18 protein-coding genes are annotated in these 17,245 nt (G+C 65.6%); 10 read left to right on the top strand and 8 right to left on the bottom strand.

The features are described from left to right. The first annotated feature begins 1 nt into the window (after nucleotide 1). From AC0MRV_RS03345 to AC0MRV_RS03330, 4 genes are all read left to right on the top strand, one after another. Entirely contained in the window at nucleotides 2-403 is a 402-nt protein-coding gene (locus AC0MRV_RS03345; RefSeq protein ID WP_472763013.1) for a GntR family transcriptional regulator, read from the top strand. Continuing rightward, complete coding sequence (locus AC0MRV_RS03340) at nucleotides 400-1,281, top strand: ABC transporter ATP-binding protein (RefSeq protein ID WP_472763012.1); 882 nt, start codon at nucleotides 400-402, stop codon at nucleotides 1,279-1,281. Before AC0MRV_RS03345 ends, AC0MRV_RS03340 begins: the two co-directional genes overlap by 4 nt. Then, entirely contained in the window at nucleotides 1,278-2,762 is a 1,485-nt protein-coding gene (locus AC0MRV_RS03335; protein ID WP_472763011.1) for a hypothetical protein, read from the top strand. The genes AC0MRV_RS03340 and AC0MRV_RS03335 overlap by 4 nt, the downstream gene beginning before the upstream one ends. 69 nt (nucleotides 2,763-2,831) lie before the next feature. Continuing rightward, nucleotides 2,832-3,800: a ring-cleaving dioxygenase gene (locus AC0MRV_RS03330; protein ID WP_472763010.1), complete on the top strand. Its 969-nt coding sequence runs from the start codon at nucleotides 2,832-2,834 to the stop codon at nucleotides 3,798-3,800. A gap of 84 nt (nucleotides 3,801-3,884) precedes the next feature. Here the strand turns inward: AC0MRV_RS03330 and AC0MRV_RS03325 are convergent, their stop codons facing one another. Further along, on the bottom strand, nucleotides 3,885-5,021 hold the full coding sequence (locus AC0MRV_RS03325) for an alpha/beta hydrolase (RefSeq protein ID WP_472763009.1): 1,137 nt from the start codon (nucleotides 5,019-5,021) through the stop codon (nucleotides 3,885-3,887). Between the two features lie 169 nt (nucleotides 5,022-5,190). Here AC0MRV_RS03325 and AC0MRV_RS03320 point away from each other — a divergent pair, with 169 nt between their 5' ends. The 3 genes from AC0MRV_RS03320 to AC0MRV_RS03310 are packed head-to-tail and all read left to right on the top strand — an operon-like array spanning nucleotide 5,191 to nucleotide 6,688. Next, the gene (locus AC0MRV_RS03320) at nucleotides 5,191-5,814 is read left to right on the top strand and encodes a DUF2975 domain-containing protein (protein ID WP_472763008.1); all 624 of its coding nucleotides are present in this window, start codon (nucleotides 5,191-5,193) and stop codon (nucleotides 5,812-5,814) included. Nucleotides 5,815-5,825: 11 nt separating this feature from the next. Beyond that, nucleotides 5,826-6,470: a DUF2975 domain-containing protein gene (locus tag AC0MRV_RS03315; protein ID WP_472763007.1), complete on the top strand. Its 645-nt coding sequence runs from the start codon at nucleotides 5,826-5,828 to the stop codon at nucleotides 6,468-6,470. Between the two features lie 14 nt (nucleotides 6,471-6,484). After that, complete coding sequence (locus AC0MRV_RS03310) at nucleotides 6,485-6,688, top strand: helix-turn-helix domain-containing protein (RefSeq protein ID WP_472763006.1); 204 nt, start codon at nucleotides 6,485-6,487, stop codon at nucleotides 6,686-6,688. 184 nt (nucleotides 6,689-6,872) lie between these two features. Here the strand turns inward: AC0MRV_RS03310 and AC0MRV_RS03305 are convergent, their stop codons facing one another. The 5 genes from AC0MRV_RS03305 to AC0MRV_RS03285 form a co-directional block, all read right to left on the bottom strand. Further along, entirely contained in the window at nucleotides 6,873-7,307 is a 435-nt protein-coding gene (locus AC0MRV_RS03305; protein ID WP_472763005.1) for a VOC family protein, read from the bottom strand. Between the two features lie 25 nt (nucleotides 7,308-7,332). Next, nucleotides 7,333-8,010 carry a gluconate 2-dehydrogenase subunit 3 family protein gene (locus AC0MRV_RS03300; protein WP_472763004.1) on the bottom strand — a complete coding sequence of 226 codons (678 nt, stop codon included), beginning with the start codon at nucleotides 8,008-8,010 and terminating at the stop codon, nucleotides 7,333-7,335. A gap of 14 nt (nucleotides 8,011-8,024) precedes the next feature. Beyond that, on the bottom strand, nucleotides 8,025-9,830 hold the full coding sequence (locus AC0MRV_RS03295; RefSeq protein ID WP_472763003.1) for a GMC family oxidoreductase: 1,806 nt from the start codon (nucleotides 9,828-9,830) through the stop codon (nucleotides 8,025-8,027). A 22-nt stretch (nucleotides 9,831-9,852) separates the two neighbouring features. Then, the gene (locus tag AC0MRV_RS03290) at nucleotides 9,853-10,728 is read right to left on the bottom strand and encodes a sugar phosphate isomerase/epimerase family protein (protein WP_472763002.1); all 876 of its coding nucleotides are present in this window, start codon (nucleotides 10,726-10,728) and stop codon (nucleotides 9,853-9,855) included. A 138-nt stretch (nucleotides 10,729-10,866) separates the two neighbouring features. After that, complete coding sequence (locus tag AC0MRV_RS03285; RefSeq protein ID WP_472763001.1) at nucleotides 10,867-11,121, bottom strand: hypothetical protein; 255 nt, start codon at nucleotides 11,119-11,121, stop codon at nucleotides 10,867-10,869. Between the two features lie 156 nt (nucleotides 11,122-11,277). On the opposite strand from AC0MRV_RS03285, the gene AC0MRV_RS03280 reads away from it, so the two are divergent. Both AC0MRV_RS03280 and AC0MRV_RS03275 read left to right on the top strand, forming a co-directional pair. Next, a complete protein-coding gene (locus tag AC0MRV_RS03280) occupies nucleotides 11,278-13,575 on the top strand; it encodes a hypothetical protein (RefSeq protein ID WP_472763000.1) in 2,298 nt (765 codons plus the stop codon). A gap of 76 nt (nucleotides 13,576-13,651) precedes the next feature. Continuing rightward, nucleotides 13,652-14,032 (top strand): MazG nucleotide pyrophosphohydrolase domain-containing protein, encoded by a 381-nt coding sequence (locus tag AC0MRV_RS03275; RefSeq protein ID WP_472762999.1) that lies wholly within the window; start codon nucleotides 13,652-13,654, stop codon nucleotides 14,030-14,032. A gap of 91 nt (nucleotides 14,033-14,123) precedes the next feature. Here the strand turns inward: AC0MRV_RS03275 and xseA are convergent, their stop codons facing one another. Both xseA and AC0MRV_RS03265 read right to left on the bottom strand, forming a co-directional pair. Further along, nucleotides 14,124-15,431 carry an exodeoxyribonuclease VII large subunit gene (xseA, locus tag AC0MRV_RS03270; RefSeq protein ID WP_472762998.1) on the bottom strand — a complete coding sequence of 436 codons (1,308 nt, stop codon included), beginning with the start codon at nucleotides 15,429-15,431 and terminating at the stop codon, nucleotides 14,124-14,126. After that, complete coding sequence (locus AC0MRV_RS03265; protein ID WP_472762997.1) at nucleotides 15,428-16,147, bottom strand: TVP38/TMEM64 family protein; 720 nt, start codon at nucleotides 16,145-16,147, stop codon at nucleotides 15,428-15,430. Before AC0MRV_RS03265 ends, xseA begins: the two co-directional genes overlap by 4 nt. Nucleotides 16,148-16,272: 125 nt before the next feature. Between AC0MRV_RS03265 and AC0MRV_RS03260 the strand changes: the two genes are divergently transcribed. Continuing rightward, nucleotides 16,273-17,223: a glycosyltransferase family 2 protein gene (locus AC0MRV_RS03260; protein ID WP_472762996.1), complete on the top strand. Its 951-nt coding sequence runs from the start codon at nucleotides 16,273-16,275 to the stop codon at nucleotides 17,221-17,223. Nucleotides 17,224-17,245: the final 22 nt, after the last annotated feature.

The raw sequence follows: 17,245 nt of genomic DNA, 5'->3' as shown, positions 1-17,245 counted from the left end.
GATGCTGCCGTTTTCGATTCAGTTGAAGCCCGGTCTGCCCATTGCGGAACAGGTCGTGCACGCGGTGAAAAAGGCGGTGCTCACGGGCCAGCTCACACCTGGCGACAAGTTCGTTTCCGTCCGTCAGCTCAGCCAGGCCCTGCGCATCAACCCCAACACCGCGCACAAGATCATCGGCACCCTGCAGGCCGAGGGCATCCTCATCAGCACCCCCGCCGTGGGCACCACGGTCGCGACCCCACCCGCGGGTTCGCGCAGCGAAAAGACCGCTCTGCTCGGGCCCGAGCTGGAACGGCTGATCGTCGAGGCCCGCCGTCTTGGCCTCGACCTCACCGACATCGAAGCCGCCGTCGCCCGTCACTGGGAGAAACTCAACGGCCCCCTTTCCCCGAAAACCAAATGAATGCGATCGAAACCACCGGCCTCACCAAGCGCTTCTGGCGCCACCGCGCCGTCGACGACCTCTCGCTCACGATCCCCGCTGGCACCGTCAACGTGCTGATCGGAGCCAACGGGGCCGGCAAGACCACCACCCTGCAACTCCTCCTCAACCTGCTGCGCCCCTCGGCCGGCCGCGCCACCGTGCTTGGTGCCGACAGCCGTCGCCTGTCTCCCGCGGTGTTGCAGCGCATCGGCTACGTATCCGAAAATCCGCGACAGCCCGATGGCCTGACCGTCGCCGGACTCATGGCCTGGTGGCGCCCGCTTTACCCCAACTGGGATCGAACCCTCGAGGCGCGGCTGCTGGCCGACTTCGACCTGCCGCCGGAGCGCAAGCTCAGCCAACTCTCCCGCGGCATGGCCATGAAGGCCGCCCTCGCCAGCGCGCTCGCCTACCGCCCCGAGCTCCTGGTCCTCGACGAGCCCTTCAGCGGACTCGATCCCCTCACCCGCGATCAGGTCATCGAAGGCCTCGTGGAACGGGTCTCCGCGGAGGGTTGCACGGTCCTCGTCTCCTCGCACGAAATCGCGGAGGTCGAAACCCTCGCCGACCGCATCCTTTGGCTCGACCAGGGAAGCCTCCGCCTCGACGAAGCGGCCGACAGCCTCCGCGCCCGCTTCCGCCAGATCGAATTGCCCGATGAGTCGGCACCGACCCCGACGCACGCGATTCAAGTGCAACGCGCCGCCGGCTTCACCCGCTACGTCGATCCGCAGTTTGCCGCCACCGTTCTGCCCGCCAACGCGACCGCTTACCCCATGCCCTTGCGCGACATCTTTGTCGCCCTGCTGCGTCAACAATCCGGCGCCACCAAACCTCAACTCAGCCTCGCCGCATGAACACCGTGCTCACCGTTCTTCGTCAGGACCTGCTCAACATCCGCTGGGTGCTGGCCGCGTGGATCGCTCTCACCGCAGCGCTCACGCTGCGACCTTTTGATCCAGCCAACGCCGCCTTCACCACGCTCATCGACTACGCGCTAGTCTTTGGCCTCATGAGTTCTCTTGTGCTCTGGGGCGTGTTGTTCACCCGAATCAGCCTCGGACACTCACCCATCGACAGTCGCAACGGCTGGCGCACGCGTCCGCTCGCGCCCGGCTTGGTCCTGTTGGCCAAGGTGCTGCTCTTATGCTGCATCTTCATCGCGCCGTTTTGGATCGCCGGATTGGTCCACCACAACAACCCACCGTTACTCGCGTTCAGCTACATCCTGCTCGCCGCTCTCTTCGTCAGCAGCCTTGTTCCCACCCAACGAGCGCTTGTTGCGGCTCTGCTGATTGTCGCCACCAGCGTCTTCGCCGCGCTCACGTTGTTCAACAACCGGCCTCTGGCCCTCGTCTCGCTCGGTCTAAGTTCCACTGGAGAAACCGCCGCCCAATGGATCTACGTTGTGGGTATCGGCGGCCTGCTGCTTCGCCAATACCTGCGCCCGCACACCGCCCTGCACGCGGCGGGCGCTGGCGGCGTGGTGATCCTCATCATCGGACTCGGGTTGGTGTTCCCTAATCGCCAAGTCCCGTTGCCTTGGCTGCATCGCCCGGACGTGAACTTCACCTTGTCGGAAGCGACGCCGCTAAACGACGCGGACTGGATCGGCAGCGACTTTTACCGCCGGGACGATCAGCGCTACGCCGCCCATTCCGGCACCCTGCGTTCCCATCGCAACTGGCGCGTTCGTCTGCGCGTCGAGGGCATCGCGCCGAACGAAATCTGGTATGTCCGTCAAATCAACGCCCTCAATCGCCACCACCCTGGCCTCAGCCACCGCACCATGCACCGAGGCGCGTTCCTCACCGCCGGAAACCTCGCCCCCCAGCTGATGCTGGGTCGCGAAACAACCTTCATCGGCGCCTCGGGCACGGAATTTGAATACGAGTTCCAATGGGTCCGATGGGACGGCTCGGAAAACTTTCCCGAGGCGCCCACCAACGCTGATTTCCAATTTCAAATTCTGCGCATCAATCATTTCACGGTGTTCGCGCGAGTCCCTCTCGCGGTGGGCAAATACGGTCCCCCCAGGTCCAACGGAGCTCGGTCCCTAAACATCGAAACCATTGATTGGGAGGCCCGCACCTTCACCGGCAGCACAATCGGACCAAACGTGCCGCCCGCGGACGCCCATCAACGCTACTCCGCCCTCACGTTAATCGCCTTCAATCCCAAGGCTCACGAAGCTGGGTTCGTGCAACCGCTGCCCACCAATTCGCCCGACACGCTCGCGCAATTCCGTCTCCCCAGACTCTCCGGCGACCCCAAGGACTGGCAACTCCTGCTCTTCATGGCCGAGGCCGACGCCCAGGTGATCCTAGCTGGGCGCTGAACGGCGCTCTCCCGGACCACGAACTCGGGCCCGCACTGGACGCAACGCCACACTTGCGCAGGGTGTCCCATGCAACTCACGGGGATTCACCACCTCACCGCCATCACCGCCCGCGCCGCCGAGAACCACGCGTTCTACACCGGCGTGCTCGGTCTGCGACTCGTGAAAAAGACGGTCAACCAGGACGACGTTTCGGCTTACCATCTCTTTTATGCCGATGGTGAAGCTTCGCCCGGCACCGACCTGACCTTCTTCGACTGGCCCGTCGGCCCCGAACGCCGGGGCGCGCATTCCATCGCCCGCACCGGCCTGCGTGTGGGTTCCGCCGAGTCGCTCACGTGGTGGCATAATCGTTTGTCCGATCACGACCTCAAAGTCGGCGAAATTCACGAGCGCGATGGCCGCGCCACCCTCGATTTTGAAGATCCCGAAGGCCAACGTTTTGCCCTCGTCAACGACAGCGAGGGTTTCCCCGCGCACCCTTGGTCCAAGAGCCCTGTGCCGCTCGAACACCAGATCCGCGGCCTCGGTCCCATCACGCTCTGCGTGCCCTCCCTTGATCGCACCGCCAAGATCCTCACCGACCTCATGAACATGAGCGCCGACCGCACCTATGCGGTCCCTGGCACCGCCGACGACGAGGGGCACACCAACCACATCACCGTGCATGTGTTCACCATGGGCGACGGCGGTCCCGGCGCCGAACTGCACCTCGCCGTCGATCCCCATGCCCCCATCGCCCGCCAAGGCGCGGGCGGCGTGCACCACGTCGCGTTCCGCACCCCAAATTTTGACCAATACGCCGCCTGGCACAAACGGCTCATCGACGCGGGATATCCGAACAGTGGACCGATCAACCGTTTCTACTTCCGCAGCCTCTACTTCCGCGAACCCAACGGCATCCTCTTCGAGATCGCGACCGACGGTCCCGGTTTCGCCGCCGACGAGCCGATGGACGCCCTCGGCGAAACCCTCGCCCTGCCGCCTTTCCTCGAGGACCGCCGGGCCGAAATCGAAGCGGGCCTAAAGCCGCTCTAAGGCCGTCAGGGGGTAGGACGGGACCACTGGGCCCGCCGTTGCGGCTGCGGGCGGCCCAACGGTCCGCCCCTACCTCTTCCCACCTCAGTTCCCCGCGCGGCGCTCCGCCATGCGGCGTTGAAGCACTTCGTAAGGTGACTCGCGCGCGAGCTGCGCGGCGACGTCCTTGGCCGCGCGCGTTTCCGCGCCGGTCTTGTCCAGGAAGCCGAGGTCGGCGAGCCAATCGAAAAAGCGCTCGTGCCAGGTGCCAAAACCCACGCCGTCGCGGCTGGTGATGCCGGCGGTCGCCGGCGCCTGGCCTTCCTTGCCCCGATCACCCGGGTGCACCCCGCGCGCGTAAATGTGCATTTCTACATTCGGCACGCCGTCATTTAACAAGGCCGTGAAATACTCCGTCGACCACAGGGCGTGAATCCAATCGCCCCAGCCCGGACCGGTGATGAACGACGGCGGCGCATCCCGCGGAATCTCCACAGTGCCACCATTAAAAAACGGCGACGGTCCCGGATACACCAGACCCGCAAAGTCAGGCCGCGACGAGACCTTCGCCAAAGGATTCCCGGCCACATCGTTTTTCGCATCAAATCCCTCGTAGAAGAGGGAGGCACCCGCCACCAGCTCCGCCCCCGCCGAGAAGCCAAGCACGCCAATGCGGTCAGGATTGATGCCCCAGTCCGCCGCGTAAGCCCGGACCAGCTTGATCGCCTGCTGCAGGTCGTGCACCCCGTCAGTCTTCGGATCGTAGCCGTCGCTGCGCAACCGATTGCGCAGGATAACCGCACTGATGCCGCGGCTCGTGAGATGCGGCACCACGTCCGCGCCCTCGCCCGCCACGCCCAAGGTCTGATGCCCGCCACCCGCCGCGAGGATGACGACAGTGCCGGTGTTCAACGCACCCTTGGCGGCGTGAAACTCGATCGACGGATTGTGGATGTTCACCAGGTAACCGAGGAAGGGCGGGCTGTAGCTGCCATATGTCTCCGGTTCGTGGATACGATCCTGATTGAGGTAGGCTGAGTCCGGCGGATACAGCGGCACCACCACCCCACCCGGCAAAATCGCCGTCGGCTGATAGGGCCCCTCCGTCGCCGGCCCGGCGGCCGGCACATCCTGCGGCGCTGGCGGCGGCGCGAGGCCTTCCGGAGCCGCACGAACGCCAAGGGTGAACAGGAGCAACGCCGCGGCGCGCACGAGAATTTGGGATCGGGTGGGGAAACGCATGGGGAACAGAAAGGCCTCACCATGTCCGGCCAACGCGCGAGCGCAAAACTCCCTTGGGCCGATGCTGCCCAATGTAAAGCGCCGCCATCGCCGCGCATCGCCATTATTGTTTTTCAATAATTTCGCTTGATTCGAAACCAAATGCGGGACTTATCGTTTTTCAATAATCATGAAAACGACGCCCTCGCTCGGCCGCCTGGCCCGAATCCTCGAACTCATCATCAACCTGGTCCTCGGCCTCAGTTCGCTCGCGATCGTGGCCGGCCTGATCTTCAGCGCCGTCATGCTCTTTGCGCCGAAGGTGCCGAAAGGTCTGGCGCAGAACATCGAGATCGAAACCTCGCTGCCGGCCCGGACCGTCACCAACGCCGCCGGGGAGGAAGTGGAGCTGAACCTCGACAACGTCATCGCCGAGCTCGTGCCGACCGCCGCGCAACGCGGGCTGCAGCTCACGGTTGCCGCCAGCGGCGTCATCACCCTGGCCTTCATCGCCGCCGTCTGCTGGCATATGCGCCGCTTTCTCCGCAGCCTGCGCACCGACCACCCCTTCATTAGCGCCAACATCCGCCGGCTGCGTTGGGTCGCCGGCCTCAGCCTGGCCACCCTCGTCTGGCAATCCCTCTCCAAGGTCATCCTCGCCTCTGAAGTCAGCAGCGCATTTCCGAATCTCGATGTCAGCGTGACGCTCAACTTAACCGGTCCCTCGCTGATCAGCGTGCTCGCCCTCTTCATCATCGCCGAGGTCTTCGCCGTCGGCGTCGCGATGAAGCAGGAGCAGGATCTCACCGTCTGACCCCAACGACCATGACAACCACCGATCCCCTCCCCCGTTACCTCCGTCTGATTCGTTTCTCCGCCGGACTCTTCCAAATCATAGCCGCTGGCGCCTTGTTTTTTGGACTGCTGCAACTAGGTGCTCTCCTCGTCAGCGGAGGCACCACGGGGGATCATGCCGGACTGAGGGTAAGGCTCAAAGAAGACTTCGCTCTGTCTGCAACGGGAGAGTTTTCAACGGACGCGCCAGCTCCACTTAAGCTCGGACTCGCTGTAGGCCGCCTTGAGGTTCCGCCGGAGGCGTTTGGGCTGCGCGTTTTCGCCAATCTCGACTTCGTGATTGGCGGTGCCCTGGTCCTGTTCGGCGCCTGGATCATCCGCCGAGCGGCCACCGAGGCGAACGGCAGAGATCCCTTCCATCGCCAGAATCTTCGCCGATTGCAGCAACTCGCCTGGGTCTACCTCGGCGCTTGGCTGTGGCTCGCAACGTCGAGTGTCATCGGTCAAATGCTGGCGTCCCATACCTTGGGCTTTGTTCACGGCGCCCCAACCGCAGTCCTACTGCTCGATGCCATCACGGATCCGACCCTCTGGTTCGGTATCGTGATTCTGGCGGGCGCCGAAATTTTCCGGCAGGGCATCTCCCTGCGCGAGGAAAACGACCTCACGGTCTGATCGCGACCACCGTCATGCCCATTCGAATACATCTTGATCGCATCCTCGCGGCACGCGGGCTCACCCAGAAGGAATTGTCCGACCGCATCGGGATCACGCCGGCCAACCTGAACATCTTCACCACCGGCAAGGCCAAGGCGGTCCGCTTCAGCACCCTTGAAGCCATCTGCCGTGAGCTCGACTGCCAACCCGGCGACCTCCTCCACTGGGAAGAGTGACAGGTTCCATTCTTACAGGAGGGAAGGGAGAGGAACAGAGCTGGTAGGGCGAGGTGTTTTACAGAAGGCAACGAAGAGAACAAAGCCTTCGACAGGTCCTTTGTTTCCTTCGTTACCTTCTGTAGAAACTTTCAGCGGAGTGGCTCCGTTGTCCTCAGTTTCCTCCTGTTAAAACCACCCTGCGCTACCGCGCTTCCGGCCGATTGATCTGACCGCTGCGGTGGCTGTATTCCATCAGCTCGATGCGGTTGCCGTCGGGATCGGTGATCCAGCACTGGTCGGAGTGATCGATGCCACGTTTCACCGGGCCGACCTCGGCGCCGCGATCAAGCAGCATCTGCCGCACCTCGTTGATCGCGGTCACCTCGAGACAGAAATGACTGTATTGGTTGCCCCGCTCCAGCGGGTCCGTGTTACCGCCCCACACCGCCGCCGCTTTGTGCTGATCGAACAGCTCGATGAAGGTCGTGTCCCCGCAGGCCACATAGGCGCCGAACTTTTCCCCGGCGTCGTTGCGGAAATAGAACTGCAGCGTGAAACCGAGCTTGTCGCAGTAGAACGCGACCTGACGGTCGAGCTCGTTGGTGATCAGGCAGACATGGGCGAGTTTGCGGAACATGATGGGTTGGGTTGGGAAGTTGAACTCAGGCCAAACCGAGCCGTTGCAGCAGCTCGGCCGGCGGTTGCGGGTAGGCGGCCAGCGCCACGTTGCCGAGGTAACCGGCCGCCCGCATGCCTTCGGGCGTCGTGTAATGTCCGTCGGCCGTGAGTTGCCGGAAGCGACGGAAGAAACGCTGAAGCTGCTGCTCCGCCGCCGGGGCCGACGCGTCGATCTTGGCCAGGCGCTCGCACACCGCTTCGTGTTGCTCGGCACTGAGCTCCACGAAATTCCCGCCATGTCGCGCCGTGCAGTCGGCATCGAGTTGGGCCAGGCCGCCGAGAATCAGTGCGCGATCACCACGCTGTCCCGGGTAAGGTGAACTCACCCACTCATCGATAAAATCGTGCACCTTGAGATCCGCGGCGCTGGGCCCATCGGCATGCGCCGGAATGATCAAACCGCACAGCAGCGCGGCCGTCACGCGTTGGTGATCGGAGAAACTCAGCGGCCACAGCTCACCCGGCGCATAGGACTTGTTCAACTCGGGATCGGTGCCGTATCCGGGTCCATCATACGCCGCCGCGATCGTCGCGCCGTCGTTGGAGGGTGAGGTGGTGGTTTGGCCCAAGGCGCGCGGCAAGAGGGTCGTGCCCGCCGCCACGGTGGCCATCCATTTGATCGCGTTGCGACGGTCGAGTCGTTCGGAAAGTGGTGAAGCCATGTCGGGAGCAGGGGTCAGAGGTTGCCGCGCGAGAGTTCGCCCGCGAGGTGGTCGGCTGCACGCCACGCCAGCGCCATGAGGGTGAGCGTGGGATTTTTGTCAGCGTTGGACGGAAACGGCGCGCCGTCGGTCAGGTAAAGGTTGGGCACATCCCAGGTGCGGCCCCATTGGTCGCAGACGGATTTGCGTCGGTCCGCACCCATGATGGCGCCGCCCACCTCGTGGATGATTTCGCCGCCGGCTTTGATGAAGCTGCGCGGATCGGAGTTGCTCAGGTCGGTCGTCACCCGGCCACCGCAGGCTTCCACGATCGCCGCGAAGGTTTTGCGCATGTGCGCCACCTGTTTGAGTTCGTGGTCCGACCACTCCCAGTGAAAACGGAGCACCGGCGTGCCCCACTTGTCGGTCACGTTGGGGTCGATTTCGCAGTAGGAGCCGGCGTTGGGGATCATCTCGCCGCGGCCCGCCATGTGCACATGGGAACCGTAGTAGCGCCGCACCTCTTCTTTGAATTTTCGCCCCCAGCTGCCGCCGCCGTTGTAACGCTCGATGTTGCCGATGCCGGGCCCCGGCATGCTTTTGCCGGAATAGATTTCGATGTGGTAACCGCGGGCAAACCCCAGATCGCCCCGCAGCTGCTGCTGGTAGAGCCACCACGGTGAATAAACGTGCGTGCCACCCGCGCCGTCCTCATTGAGCGGCGGCATGTTCTCCAACGCCGGCACCTGTCCGCCCACGCTGGCGCCGACCGTATCCATCAGATACTTACCGACCAGGCCGGTGGAGTTGGCCACGCCTTCGGGGAAGCGGGACGAGCGGGAGTTGAGCATGATGCGCACGGTCTCGGCCGCGCTCGCCGCCAGCACCACCGCGCGGGCATTGACGCGGTATTCGCGGCCATCCTTGCGGTCGATGTAGATGACACCCTTGGCCTTGCCCGCGTCATCGACCACGACTTCGCGCACCATCGCATCGGACAACACATCGAGGTTACCCGTGGCGAGGGCCGGCGGCAGGTGCACCGTGGTGGACTGGTAGTTGGCCTTGATCGAACAACCGCGGCCGCAGTCGGTGGCCCAGAAACACGCGGCCCGCGCCAACATCGCTTCGCGCAGCACGCGCTGCGCCTTCGGATTGTTGGGGTGCAGTTTGGCCGGCAGGTTCTCCGCATCCTGCCGCTGCGTGAGCACGGCGCGGTGCGCGGCCACCACCGGCACGCCGAGGGTGGCGGCGTGCTTCTGCAGGTAACGTTCGCCGACGCGCGGCGGCGGCGGCGGCAACAGCACGCCGGGACGCGAGTTGGGCGTGTTCTCCAGGCCGTCGTTGTCGCCGTAGACGCCGATGAGTTGCTCAACCTTTTCGTAGTAGGGCTCGAGGTCCTCGTAGCTCAGCGGCCAGTCGAAACCGAGGCCATCACGGCTGTAGGGCTTGAAGTCATAGGGACCGTTGCGAAACGACAGCCGCCCCCAGTGGTTGGTCCGTCCACCCAGCATGCGTGATCGCCACCACATGAACTGGTTTTCGCGTCCCGGGGTGGCGCGCACGTAAGGTTCGCCCGGCACGGTCCAACCGCCGTCGACCGTGGCGTCATGAAAGCCGAAGGGCTTGTCCGGCGTGCCGCTCGCGCGCAGCGGCGCTTGGGAGCGCGTCTGAAACATCGGGGTTTCGGTCACGGCATCGTAGTGCCGACCTGCTTCAAGCATGAGGACCTTCACGCCCTCCATCGCGAGGGTGTAGGCAGTCTGGCCGCCGCCGGCCCCGGAGCCCACCACGATCACGTCATACTCCGGTTGCGTCTTGCGGTTGGTGAGAAAGGGCATCGATCAACGGGGCGAAGGGGAACTATAGGTCGAGGCTGCGGAGATACTTCAGGCTCTGCGGAATATTGGCCAACGGGTCCGGCGACTCGTCCTCGATGTAAAAATGCCGGATGCCGGCCGCTCGGCTCGCCTTGAGCAGCGTCGGCCAATCGATCTGACCCGTGCCGACGATGACCTTGTCCGTCGCCGGTGCCCCGCCGGTGGCGAAGCCGGTCTCGGCCCCTTTGCGGATGTCCTTCACGTGCAGTCCCATCCAGCGTTCGGGATACTTGGCCAGCAGCGCCAGCGGATCGGCCCCGCCGTGCACCACCCAAAAGACGTCCATTTCGAACACCACGCCATGCGCGGCGGTCTCCGCGGCCAACACGTCAAAAGGCGTGTCGCCCTCAAGCTTCCCGGCACCGAACTCATAACCGTGCGGGTGGTAACCAAACTTGATGCCGGCCGCGGCAAAGGCGTCCGCCCATTTGTTGAAGTCGGCCGCCGCCACGCGCGCCGAGTCGGCGGTGAACTCGCCGTCGTGCGGAATCCACGGCACGATCGCGTAGCCGGCGCCGAGCGCGACCACTTCGTTGAGCACCGCCGCGAAGTCGGCTTTCAGGGCGTCATATTGCACATGGGCGCTGGTCGCGCGCAGCCCGCGCTTCTCCAGCTCCCAGCGAAACTGCTTGGCGGTCATGCGCGCCGTGCCGGCTGTCTCCACTTCCTTGATACCGTAGGCCGCCACCATGTCCATGGCCGCAAACGGATCCTGGAGAAAACTGCCGCGCACGCTCCATAGCTGGAGTCCGAGCTGATCCGCCAACGGAGCGGACGGTTCGTGCGGATGAGCGGAGAGCGCGGCGCCGGCGACAAACGCGAGCACGGCAAGACCGGAACGACGGAGAATGGACGTCATGGGGCAAACAGAGGGGTTGGGGGTGAAGCGCGAGCGCGCTAGGAGAAGCGCCCTGCCATCCTCGGACAAGCGCGCCCAGACTCAATGTTCAATCCGCGGTCTGCGTTGCGGCTTTTCTTCGGGCGGCCCCGCCACCCGCTACGTGTTCACTCGGTTGTCGCTCTTGAAGTGTGCCTTGCGGCGATTCTCCGCCTGCTGACGCCGTGACGCCAACTCGGCGTGGCTGAAACGCTCGACCTTGGCCGAAGCCCGCGCGACCTGCGCGTTGTCCAGCTCGGCGGCCAAAACAAACAACACCACCGTCTGTTCGCGCCGGGCCAGCCCACCGGCCGGACACGCGACCGCGTGGCGGCAAAACCAATCAATTTGGAGGGAAACGGCGGTGGAGCTCATGGCGACGGGGCACGACAGGATCGCTTTCCCGGCCCGCTGCCAATCCCGGAAACGACCCTGACCGGTGACGATCCCTGAGAATCGGCCTTTCGCTCCGACCCGAAGTGCCTAAGTTCGCTGCGCTGGCCGCGTTGAATCTTCCTCCCCCCCTTCGCGATGCGTTCCCTTCCCCTTGTTCCCGCCCTCGGCCTCGCCGCCGCGCTCGGTGCCGCCGGTTTTTTCCTCGGCCGCGCCTTCGCCCCCGGCACCGACTCTTACCCGGTCTCCGCCGACGCCGCCTTCGATGCTCTGCTGGCTGATGGCTCCGCCAAGCCATCCGCGACCGCCGCCACCTCCGCCTCCACCGCGAGCGATAGCTACACCGCTTTTGAGGGAGCCCTGCGCGACGGTCGCTGGTTGCTCACCAAGGCTTGGGAGGTGCGCATCAACGCCCTCACCGCCGCCGAGATGCCCGCGCTCGCCGACTTGTTGCAACGTTACCGGCAGTCCTCCGTGCACTTTGCCCTGCTGCAGCCCATCTATTCGCGCTGGGCCGAGCTCGATCCGCACGCGGCGCTGCAACACGCCCAATCCCTCGAAGCCCTCGACGATCGTGATCGCGCCATTGGCCATGTCTTCCGCGGCTGGGCTTACAACGATCCCAAGTCCCTCCTCGCCTGGGCCCGCGAGCAGACCGACCCCGATCTCCAACGCCAGGCCATCAACGTCGCCGCCCCCTTCCTCGCCGCCGAAAACCCCGCCGCCGTATACGCCCTGCTCCGCGAGCATGAGGTGCCGGCCAACGCCCATCGGGCTCCGATTCACAGCATCTTTTCGCAGTGGGCCGCCGTCGACCCGCAGGCTGCCGCCCAAGCCGCCGCCGAACTTGCCAATCCCGGCGAACGCCAGGCCGCCTACGGCCAGATCGCCGCAGCCTGGGCCCAGCGCGACGCCGACGAAGCCCTCGCCTGGATCAAGCAACTCCCCGTCGGCCATGTCCGGGAGCAAGCCTTCGCCGCCGCGATTTCCCAACTCACCTTCGGCCAGCCCGACCTCGCGTTTCAACTGCTCGAAAACCTCCCCTTTAGCCCCAGCCAGCCCTACATGTTCACCGGCGTGCTCGGCAACCTCGCCAACCGCGACTCCGACCGCGCCTTCGCCTTCGCGGAAAGCCTCCCCTCCAGCACCCTGCGCAACCACGCGCTCACCAGCATCGTGACCTCGATCGCCAACCGTGACCCGGAGCTGGCCTTCAGCTACCTCGAGCAGATCGAATCCCCGCAGCTCTACGATACGGCCTTCAACAACCTGATCGGCCAACTCGCCGCGCGCGATCCCGAGGCCGCCCTTGCCCGCGTCCAAGCCCTGCCCTCCACCATCCAGCGCCAGAAGGCGCTCACGGGCATCGTCGGCGCAGTCGCCAACCAGGATCCCGAACTGGCCGCCCTCATCGCCTCGGCCATGCCTCCGGGCCAGCAGCACACCCAGGCGATCAACATGATCGCCCACGTCTACGCCAACCAGGACCCCGCAGGCGCGCTTGAATGGATCGCCTCCCTGCCAGCCGGTGCCGGCCGCGATCAAGCCACCCAAAACGTCATTGGCCAACTGAGCCAAACCGACCCCGCCGCCGCCCTCAGCCTCGTGAACGGCCTGCCGGCCGGCCGCACCCGCGCCAACGCCTTCAGCAACCTCGTCAGCTCCCTCGCCCGCACCGATATCGACGGGGCCCTCCGAATCCTCAATCAAGCGCCTTCCCCCGCCGAGCGCCAGCAGTCCCTCGTGAGCATGCTGCACCCTTGGATCCAAAACGACCCGCAGTCCGCCACCCAATACATCCTCACCTCGCTCAACCCCACCGACCAACGCACCGCCCTCGAAGCCGTCGGCTTCACCCTCGCGCAATCCTCGCTCGAAAGCGCGCTCGCCCTCGCCGACCAGATCCCCCCGGGGCCGACCCGCGAACAGTTTCTCGTCAACGTCTCCTCCTCCCTCGCCAACCGCGACCCGATCGAAGCCGCCGCTATCGTGAGCGGGCTCACCGACCCGCAGACCCAGGCCAACGCCGCCGCCAATGTCGCCGCCCAATGGGCCACCTACGACCCGCCCGCCGCCATCGCCTGGCTTGAGACCCTGCCGGACAACCCCAACCTCGTCTACGGCTACCAAAACACCCTGCGCAACTGGGCCAACTTCGACGCCACGTCCGCCGCCAATTGGGTGACCCGCCAACCCGACGGACCCAACCGCGAAAGCGGCGTGCGCGCGCTCATGGATTATTACACCGAAAACGATCCGCCCGCCGCCATGGCCTGGGCCGACCAACAGCTGGGCGACGAAAACGACCGCAACATGCGCCAAGCCAACGCCGCCCGCCGCTGGCTCGCCCAGGACTCCGCCGCCGCCCGCGCCTGGATCGCCACCAGCACCCTTCCCGACAACCTAAAAACCCAACTCCTCACGCCGAACGGCTGAGCGCCACCTTTCCGAATCGGCCGGAATCACCACCTCAGGGGCCCGCTCGCGAGCACTCCAACTCCACTTTTTCGCCATGAGCGCACTTAAGCCAACGTCCACTGCCGACCAAGACCTCGCCGCCCTCACCGGGCGCGCGATGGAGATTCAGGCCCAGTTCGCCCGACTGCAGGCCGCGCGCGGCCAGACCCCTTGGACGAAGGAAGAGATCATGCAGGGCTTCGTCGGGGACGTCGGCGACTTGATGAAAGTCGTCATGGCCAAAGCCGGCCGTCGCGAAATCCCGGATACCGATCACAAACTCGCGCACGAGTTGGCCGACTGCCTGTGGAGCATCCTCGTGCTGGCCCGACTCCACGAAGTCGACCTTCCCACGGCCTTCGCAACGACGATGGATGAGATCGAGGAATCGATCGCGCAGAAGCTCGCCACACCGCCTTCTTCAACGACCACCTGAACCCACACCCGGCCAACGATCATTGCAGAGCGCCGGGCCTCTCTGCCCCACCGCTCTGTGCCCATCCGTGCCATCTGTGGTCAAAAAAACCTCACTCCTCCGCCTGCAGCTTCGCGGTGCCGTCCTTGAACTCGACCCCGTAGCGCCGCCCCGGCTGCACCGCCGCCGCCGCGGTGACGGGCCGCCCTTGTTCGTCACGCACGATCGCAAACCCCCGATTCAAAACCGACTGCGGACTCGCCGCCTGCAGCCGCTTCCACAGCGCCAGCAACCGGTGCGACTCCTGCTCCACCCGCCGCTGCGGCGTCGCGCTCCGGAAGGCCCGCGTCACACTTTGCAGGGCGTGCCGTTTGTCGCGGTGCACCTGGGTCAGCGCCGCCGCCAAACGGTTGGCCAAATCATCGCGCCGCAGCCAGCCCTGCTCAATCTGCCCACGCGGCGTCAGCAGCCGCAGCCGCGCCCGCAGTTTGTCGACCACCTCACGCGCATCCTCCACCGCGTTGCGCAGGCTGTCGCGCAGGCCGTCGCCCGCCACCGCCACGCGGTCGACCTGCTCCCCGTAGGCGCTGGACAATAATTCCGCCGCACCACTCGGCGTCTCCGCCCGCACATCGGCGGCGAAATCACTCAGCGTGAAATCGATCTCGTGCCCCACCGCCGAAATCACCGGCACCGGACAGGCGACCACCGCCCGCACCACGACTTCTTCGTTGAACGCCCACAGGTCCTCCAGGCTGCCGCCACCACGACCGACCACCAGCACGTCGAAGATCCCCAGTCGCCCGGCCAGACCGATCATGGCCGCGATTTCCGCCGCCGCCCCATCGCCCTGCACCTTGGCCGGCAACACCACGAGGCGCCCGCGCCAGCCGCGTCGCACCATGATGCGTCCAAAATCCTGCACTGCCGCTCCCGTCGGCGAGGTCACGAACCCGACCCGCAGCGGCAACACCGGCAACGCCCGCTTGCGCTCGCGGTCAAAGAGGCCTTCGTCGGCCAGCCGCCGCTTCAGTGCCTCAAATTCGCGCTGCAGCCGGCCCACCCCGTCCTCCACCACCGTGCGCACGATGAGCTGATACTGCCCCCGCGCCTCATACACACTCACCCGGCCCTGCGTCAGAATCTGCATGCCGTCGCGCAACTCGACCGTCTGGCGCATCGCATCCCCGCGAAAGAGCACACAGCTCAGCTGCGCCCCGGCGTCCTTGAGCGAGAAATAAACGTGCCCGCTCGCCTGTCTCCGCAAGTTGGATACTTCGCCCCGCACCCAGCCCACCGGCAGTCGCGTTTCCAACAGGGACTTCAAGCGTCGCGTAAACGCGCTCACGCTCTCGGCGTCGGCCTCCGGCGTCGACCGGCCGAGCTCAAGCGGCTCCATCCCCTCCTCCCGCCAGTTCATGCCCCCGAGGGTCCCTCCACCGCATCTTCGATCGCCGCCGCCGCTTTCTTGCGGCCCAAGTGACGGCGCAACAGGTGGGTGCCCACCGTGAGCGCGGCAAAACCGCCAAAACCGAGCATGACCATGCGGCCCTTGCCCGCGATCAGAGCCTCCCCGAACACCACAAAGGCCGTGCCGTAGAGACCCGACACGATCACCGAAACGATCATGTAGATGCGCAGCGGCACCTGCGCCAAACCGAGGATCGCACTCTGCAGAAAGAAGGGCGGCCCCGGCGTCACGCGCAGCAGGATGGCGACATCCCAGTGCTCCTCGGCCGGCACCTGCGGCCAGCGGTAGCCGAAGCGCAACACCAGCTTCTCCAGCCACGGCCGGGCGATCCAGCGCGCCAGCACGTAGGTCACCAACACATTCACCGCCAGCGCCGCCCAGGTGAGCAACAACACCACCGGCATGCCGAGCGTCGGCCCGAAGATCGACCCCGCCGAGAGGGTGAAGGGCGACAACGGCATGCCCACCGCCGGCAACACCGCCATGCCGCTGAAAAACGCCACCGGACCCGCCTCGCGCATGAACTCAAGCGTCTGGTCGATCAGGCCCCGCACATCGAGACCACGCAGCACCGCGACGCCGCCCACCGCGGCGACCACGGCCACGACGGCCAGCTTGATGAGCAAGCCCTTGTTGGACTTGCGAGGACTCGGAGACGATTCCATGGCCGGCACGATGCGTCGCCCTGCGCGCCACCGTCAAGCACCGCGCTTGTGCTCGCCCTCGGGCGTCACATCCTCTTAACACCCTGTCGTTTCACGCCGTCCGACCCGCCTCGACGCCCCGTTTCATGGACTCCGCTTCCCCCACCATCGCGATTGTCATGCCCGTCTTCAACGAGGAGGACGTGTTGCCGGAAACCTTTCGCCGCCTCGCCGCGCTCTTCGACGCCGAAACCGCAGTCACCTGGCGCGCGGTGCTCGTCGACGACGGCAGCAGCGACGCCAGCACCCAACTCCTCGCCACTCAGGCCGCCGCCGATTCGCGCTTCGAGCCAGTCTACCTGACGCGCAACTTCGGTTTCCAGGCCGCCCTCGCCGCCGGCCTCAGCCATGCCGGCGCCGCCGATGCCGTCGTCACCATGGACGCCGATCTGCAGGACCCGCCCGAGCTCATCCCCGAGCTCGTCGCCCAGTGGCGCGACGGCGCCGGCGTCGTGCTCGCCGTCCGCCGCTCCCGCCAGGAAACCGGCCTCCGCCGCCTCGGCATGGACCTGTTTCACGCCACTTTCTCCCGCCTCACCGACCAGCCGCTGGAGCGCAACAACACCGGCACCTTCGGGCTCATGGACCGCGCCGCCGTCGCGGCCTTCAACCAACTCGTGGAGCGCAACCGATTCTTTCCCGGCCTGCGCGCCTGGGTGGGTTTCGACGTGCGCGAGGTCAGCTACGACCGCCAGGAACGCGCCGCCGGCGAGCCCAAACAGTCCCTGCGCCGCCTCGTGCGCTACGCCTTGGACGGTGTATTCAGTTTCTCCCGACTCCCGCTGCGCCTCGTCACCTACCTGGGCCTGCTCGTCGCCGGCGTCGGCTTCGCCCTCGGCGCGTTTTACGCCACCCGCCGCATCCTCGGTATCGAGATCGCGGAGACCGGCTTCACCACCCTGGTCACCCTCACGCTCTTCATCGGCGGGGTGCAGCTCATCGGCATCGGCGTGCTTGGCGAATACCTCGGCCGCATCTACGACGAAGTGAAGCGGCGCCCGCTCTACCTCGTGCGGGCCAAGCCGCCCCGCGACTGATGTTCGCTTCCCGCTCGAAGGT

It is taken from the genome of Actomonas spartinae (genome assembly GCF_051209155.1).
Classification (GTDB): Bacteria; Verrucomicrobiota; Verrucomicrobiia; order Opitutales; family Opitutaceae; genus Actomonas.
The sequence above is the reverse complement of the archived record's forward strand: the minus strand, read 5'-3'. Positions and strand labels throughout refer to the sequence as shown.

Excerpts from the sequence above, each read along its gene's own strand:
- AC0MRV_RS03325 (WP_472763009.1), bottom strand. The coding sequence starts at position 5,021 with ATGCGTTTCCCCACCCGATCCCAAATTCTCGTGCGCGCCGCGGCGTTG.
- xseA (WP_472762998.1), bottom strand. The coding sequence starts at position 15,431 with ATGAACTGGCGGGAGGAGGGGATGGAGCCGCTTGAGCTCGGCCGGTCG.
- AC0MRV_RS03320 (WP_472763008.1), top strand. The coding sequence starts at position 5,191 with ATGAAAACGACGCCCTCGCTCGGCCGCCTGGCCCGAATCCTCGAACTC.
- AC0MRV_RS03315 (WP_472763007.1), top strand. The coding sequence starts at position 5,826 with ATGACAACCACCGATCCCCTCCCCCGTTACCTCCGTCTGATTCGTTTC.
- AC0MRV_RS03295 (WP_472763003.1), bottom strand. The coding sequence starts at position 9,830 with ATGCCCTTTCTCACCAACCGCAAGACGCAACCGGAGTATGACGTGATC.
- AC0MRV_RS03260 (WP_472762996.1), top strand. The coding sequence starts at position 16,273 with ATGGACTCCGCTTCCCCCACCATCGCGATTGTCATGCCCGTCTTCAAC.
- AC0MRV_RS03285 (WP_472763001.1), bottom strand. The coding sequence starts at position 11,121 with ATGAGCTCCACCGCCGTTTCCCTCCAAATTGATTGGTTTTGCCGCCAC.
- AC0MRV_RS03290 (WP_472763002.1), bottom strand. The coding sequence starts at position 10,728 with ATGACGTCCATTCTCCGTCGTTCCGGTCTTGCCGTGCTCGCGTTTGTC.
- AC0MRV_RS03310 (WP_472763006.1), top strand. The coding sequence starts at position 6,485 with ATGCCCATTCGAATACATCTTGATCGCATCCTCGCGGCACGCGGGCTC.
- AC0MRV_RS03330 (WP_472763010.1), top strand. The coding sequence starts at position 2,832 with ATGCAACTCACGGGGATTCACCACCTCACCGCCATCACCGCCCGCGCC.
- AC0MRV_RS03300 (WP_472763004.1), bottom strand. The coding sequence starts at position 8,010 with ATGGCTTCACCACTTTCCGAACGACTCGACCGTCGCAACGCGATCAAA.
- AC0MRV_RS03335 (WP_472763011.1), top strand. The coding sequence starts at position 1,278 with ATGAACACCGTGCTCACCGTTCTTCGTCAGGACCTGCTCAACATCCGC.
- AC0MRV_RS03275 (WP_472762999.1), top strand. The coding sequence starts at position 13,652 with ATGAGCGCACTTAAGCCAACGTCCACTGCCGACCAAGACCTCGCCGCC.
- AC0MRV_RS03265 (WP_472762997.1), bottom strand. The coding sequence starts at position 16,147 with ATGGAATCGTCTCCGAGTCCTCGCAAGTCCAACAAGGGCTTGCTCATC.
- AC0MRV_RS03345 (WP_472763013.1), top strand. The coding sequence starts at position 2 with ATGCTGCCGTTTTCGATTCAGTTGAAGCCCGGTCTGCCCATTGCGGAA.
- AC0MRV_RS03280 (WP_472763000.1), top strand. The coding sequence starts at position 11,278 with ATGCGTTCCCTTCCCCTTGTTCCCGCCCTCGGCCTCGCCGCCGCGCTC.
- AC0MRV_RS03305 (WP_472763005.1), bottom strand. The coding sequence starts at position 7,307 with ATGTTCCGCAAACTCGCCCATGTCTGCCTGATCACCAACGAGCTCGAC.
- AC0MRV_RS03340 (WP_472763012.1), top strand. The coding sequence starts at position 400 with ATGAATGCGATCGAAACCACCGGCCTCACCAAGCGCTTCTGGCGCCAC.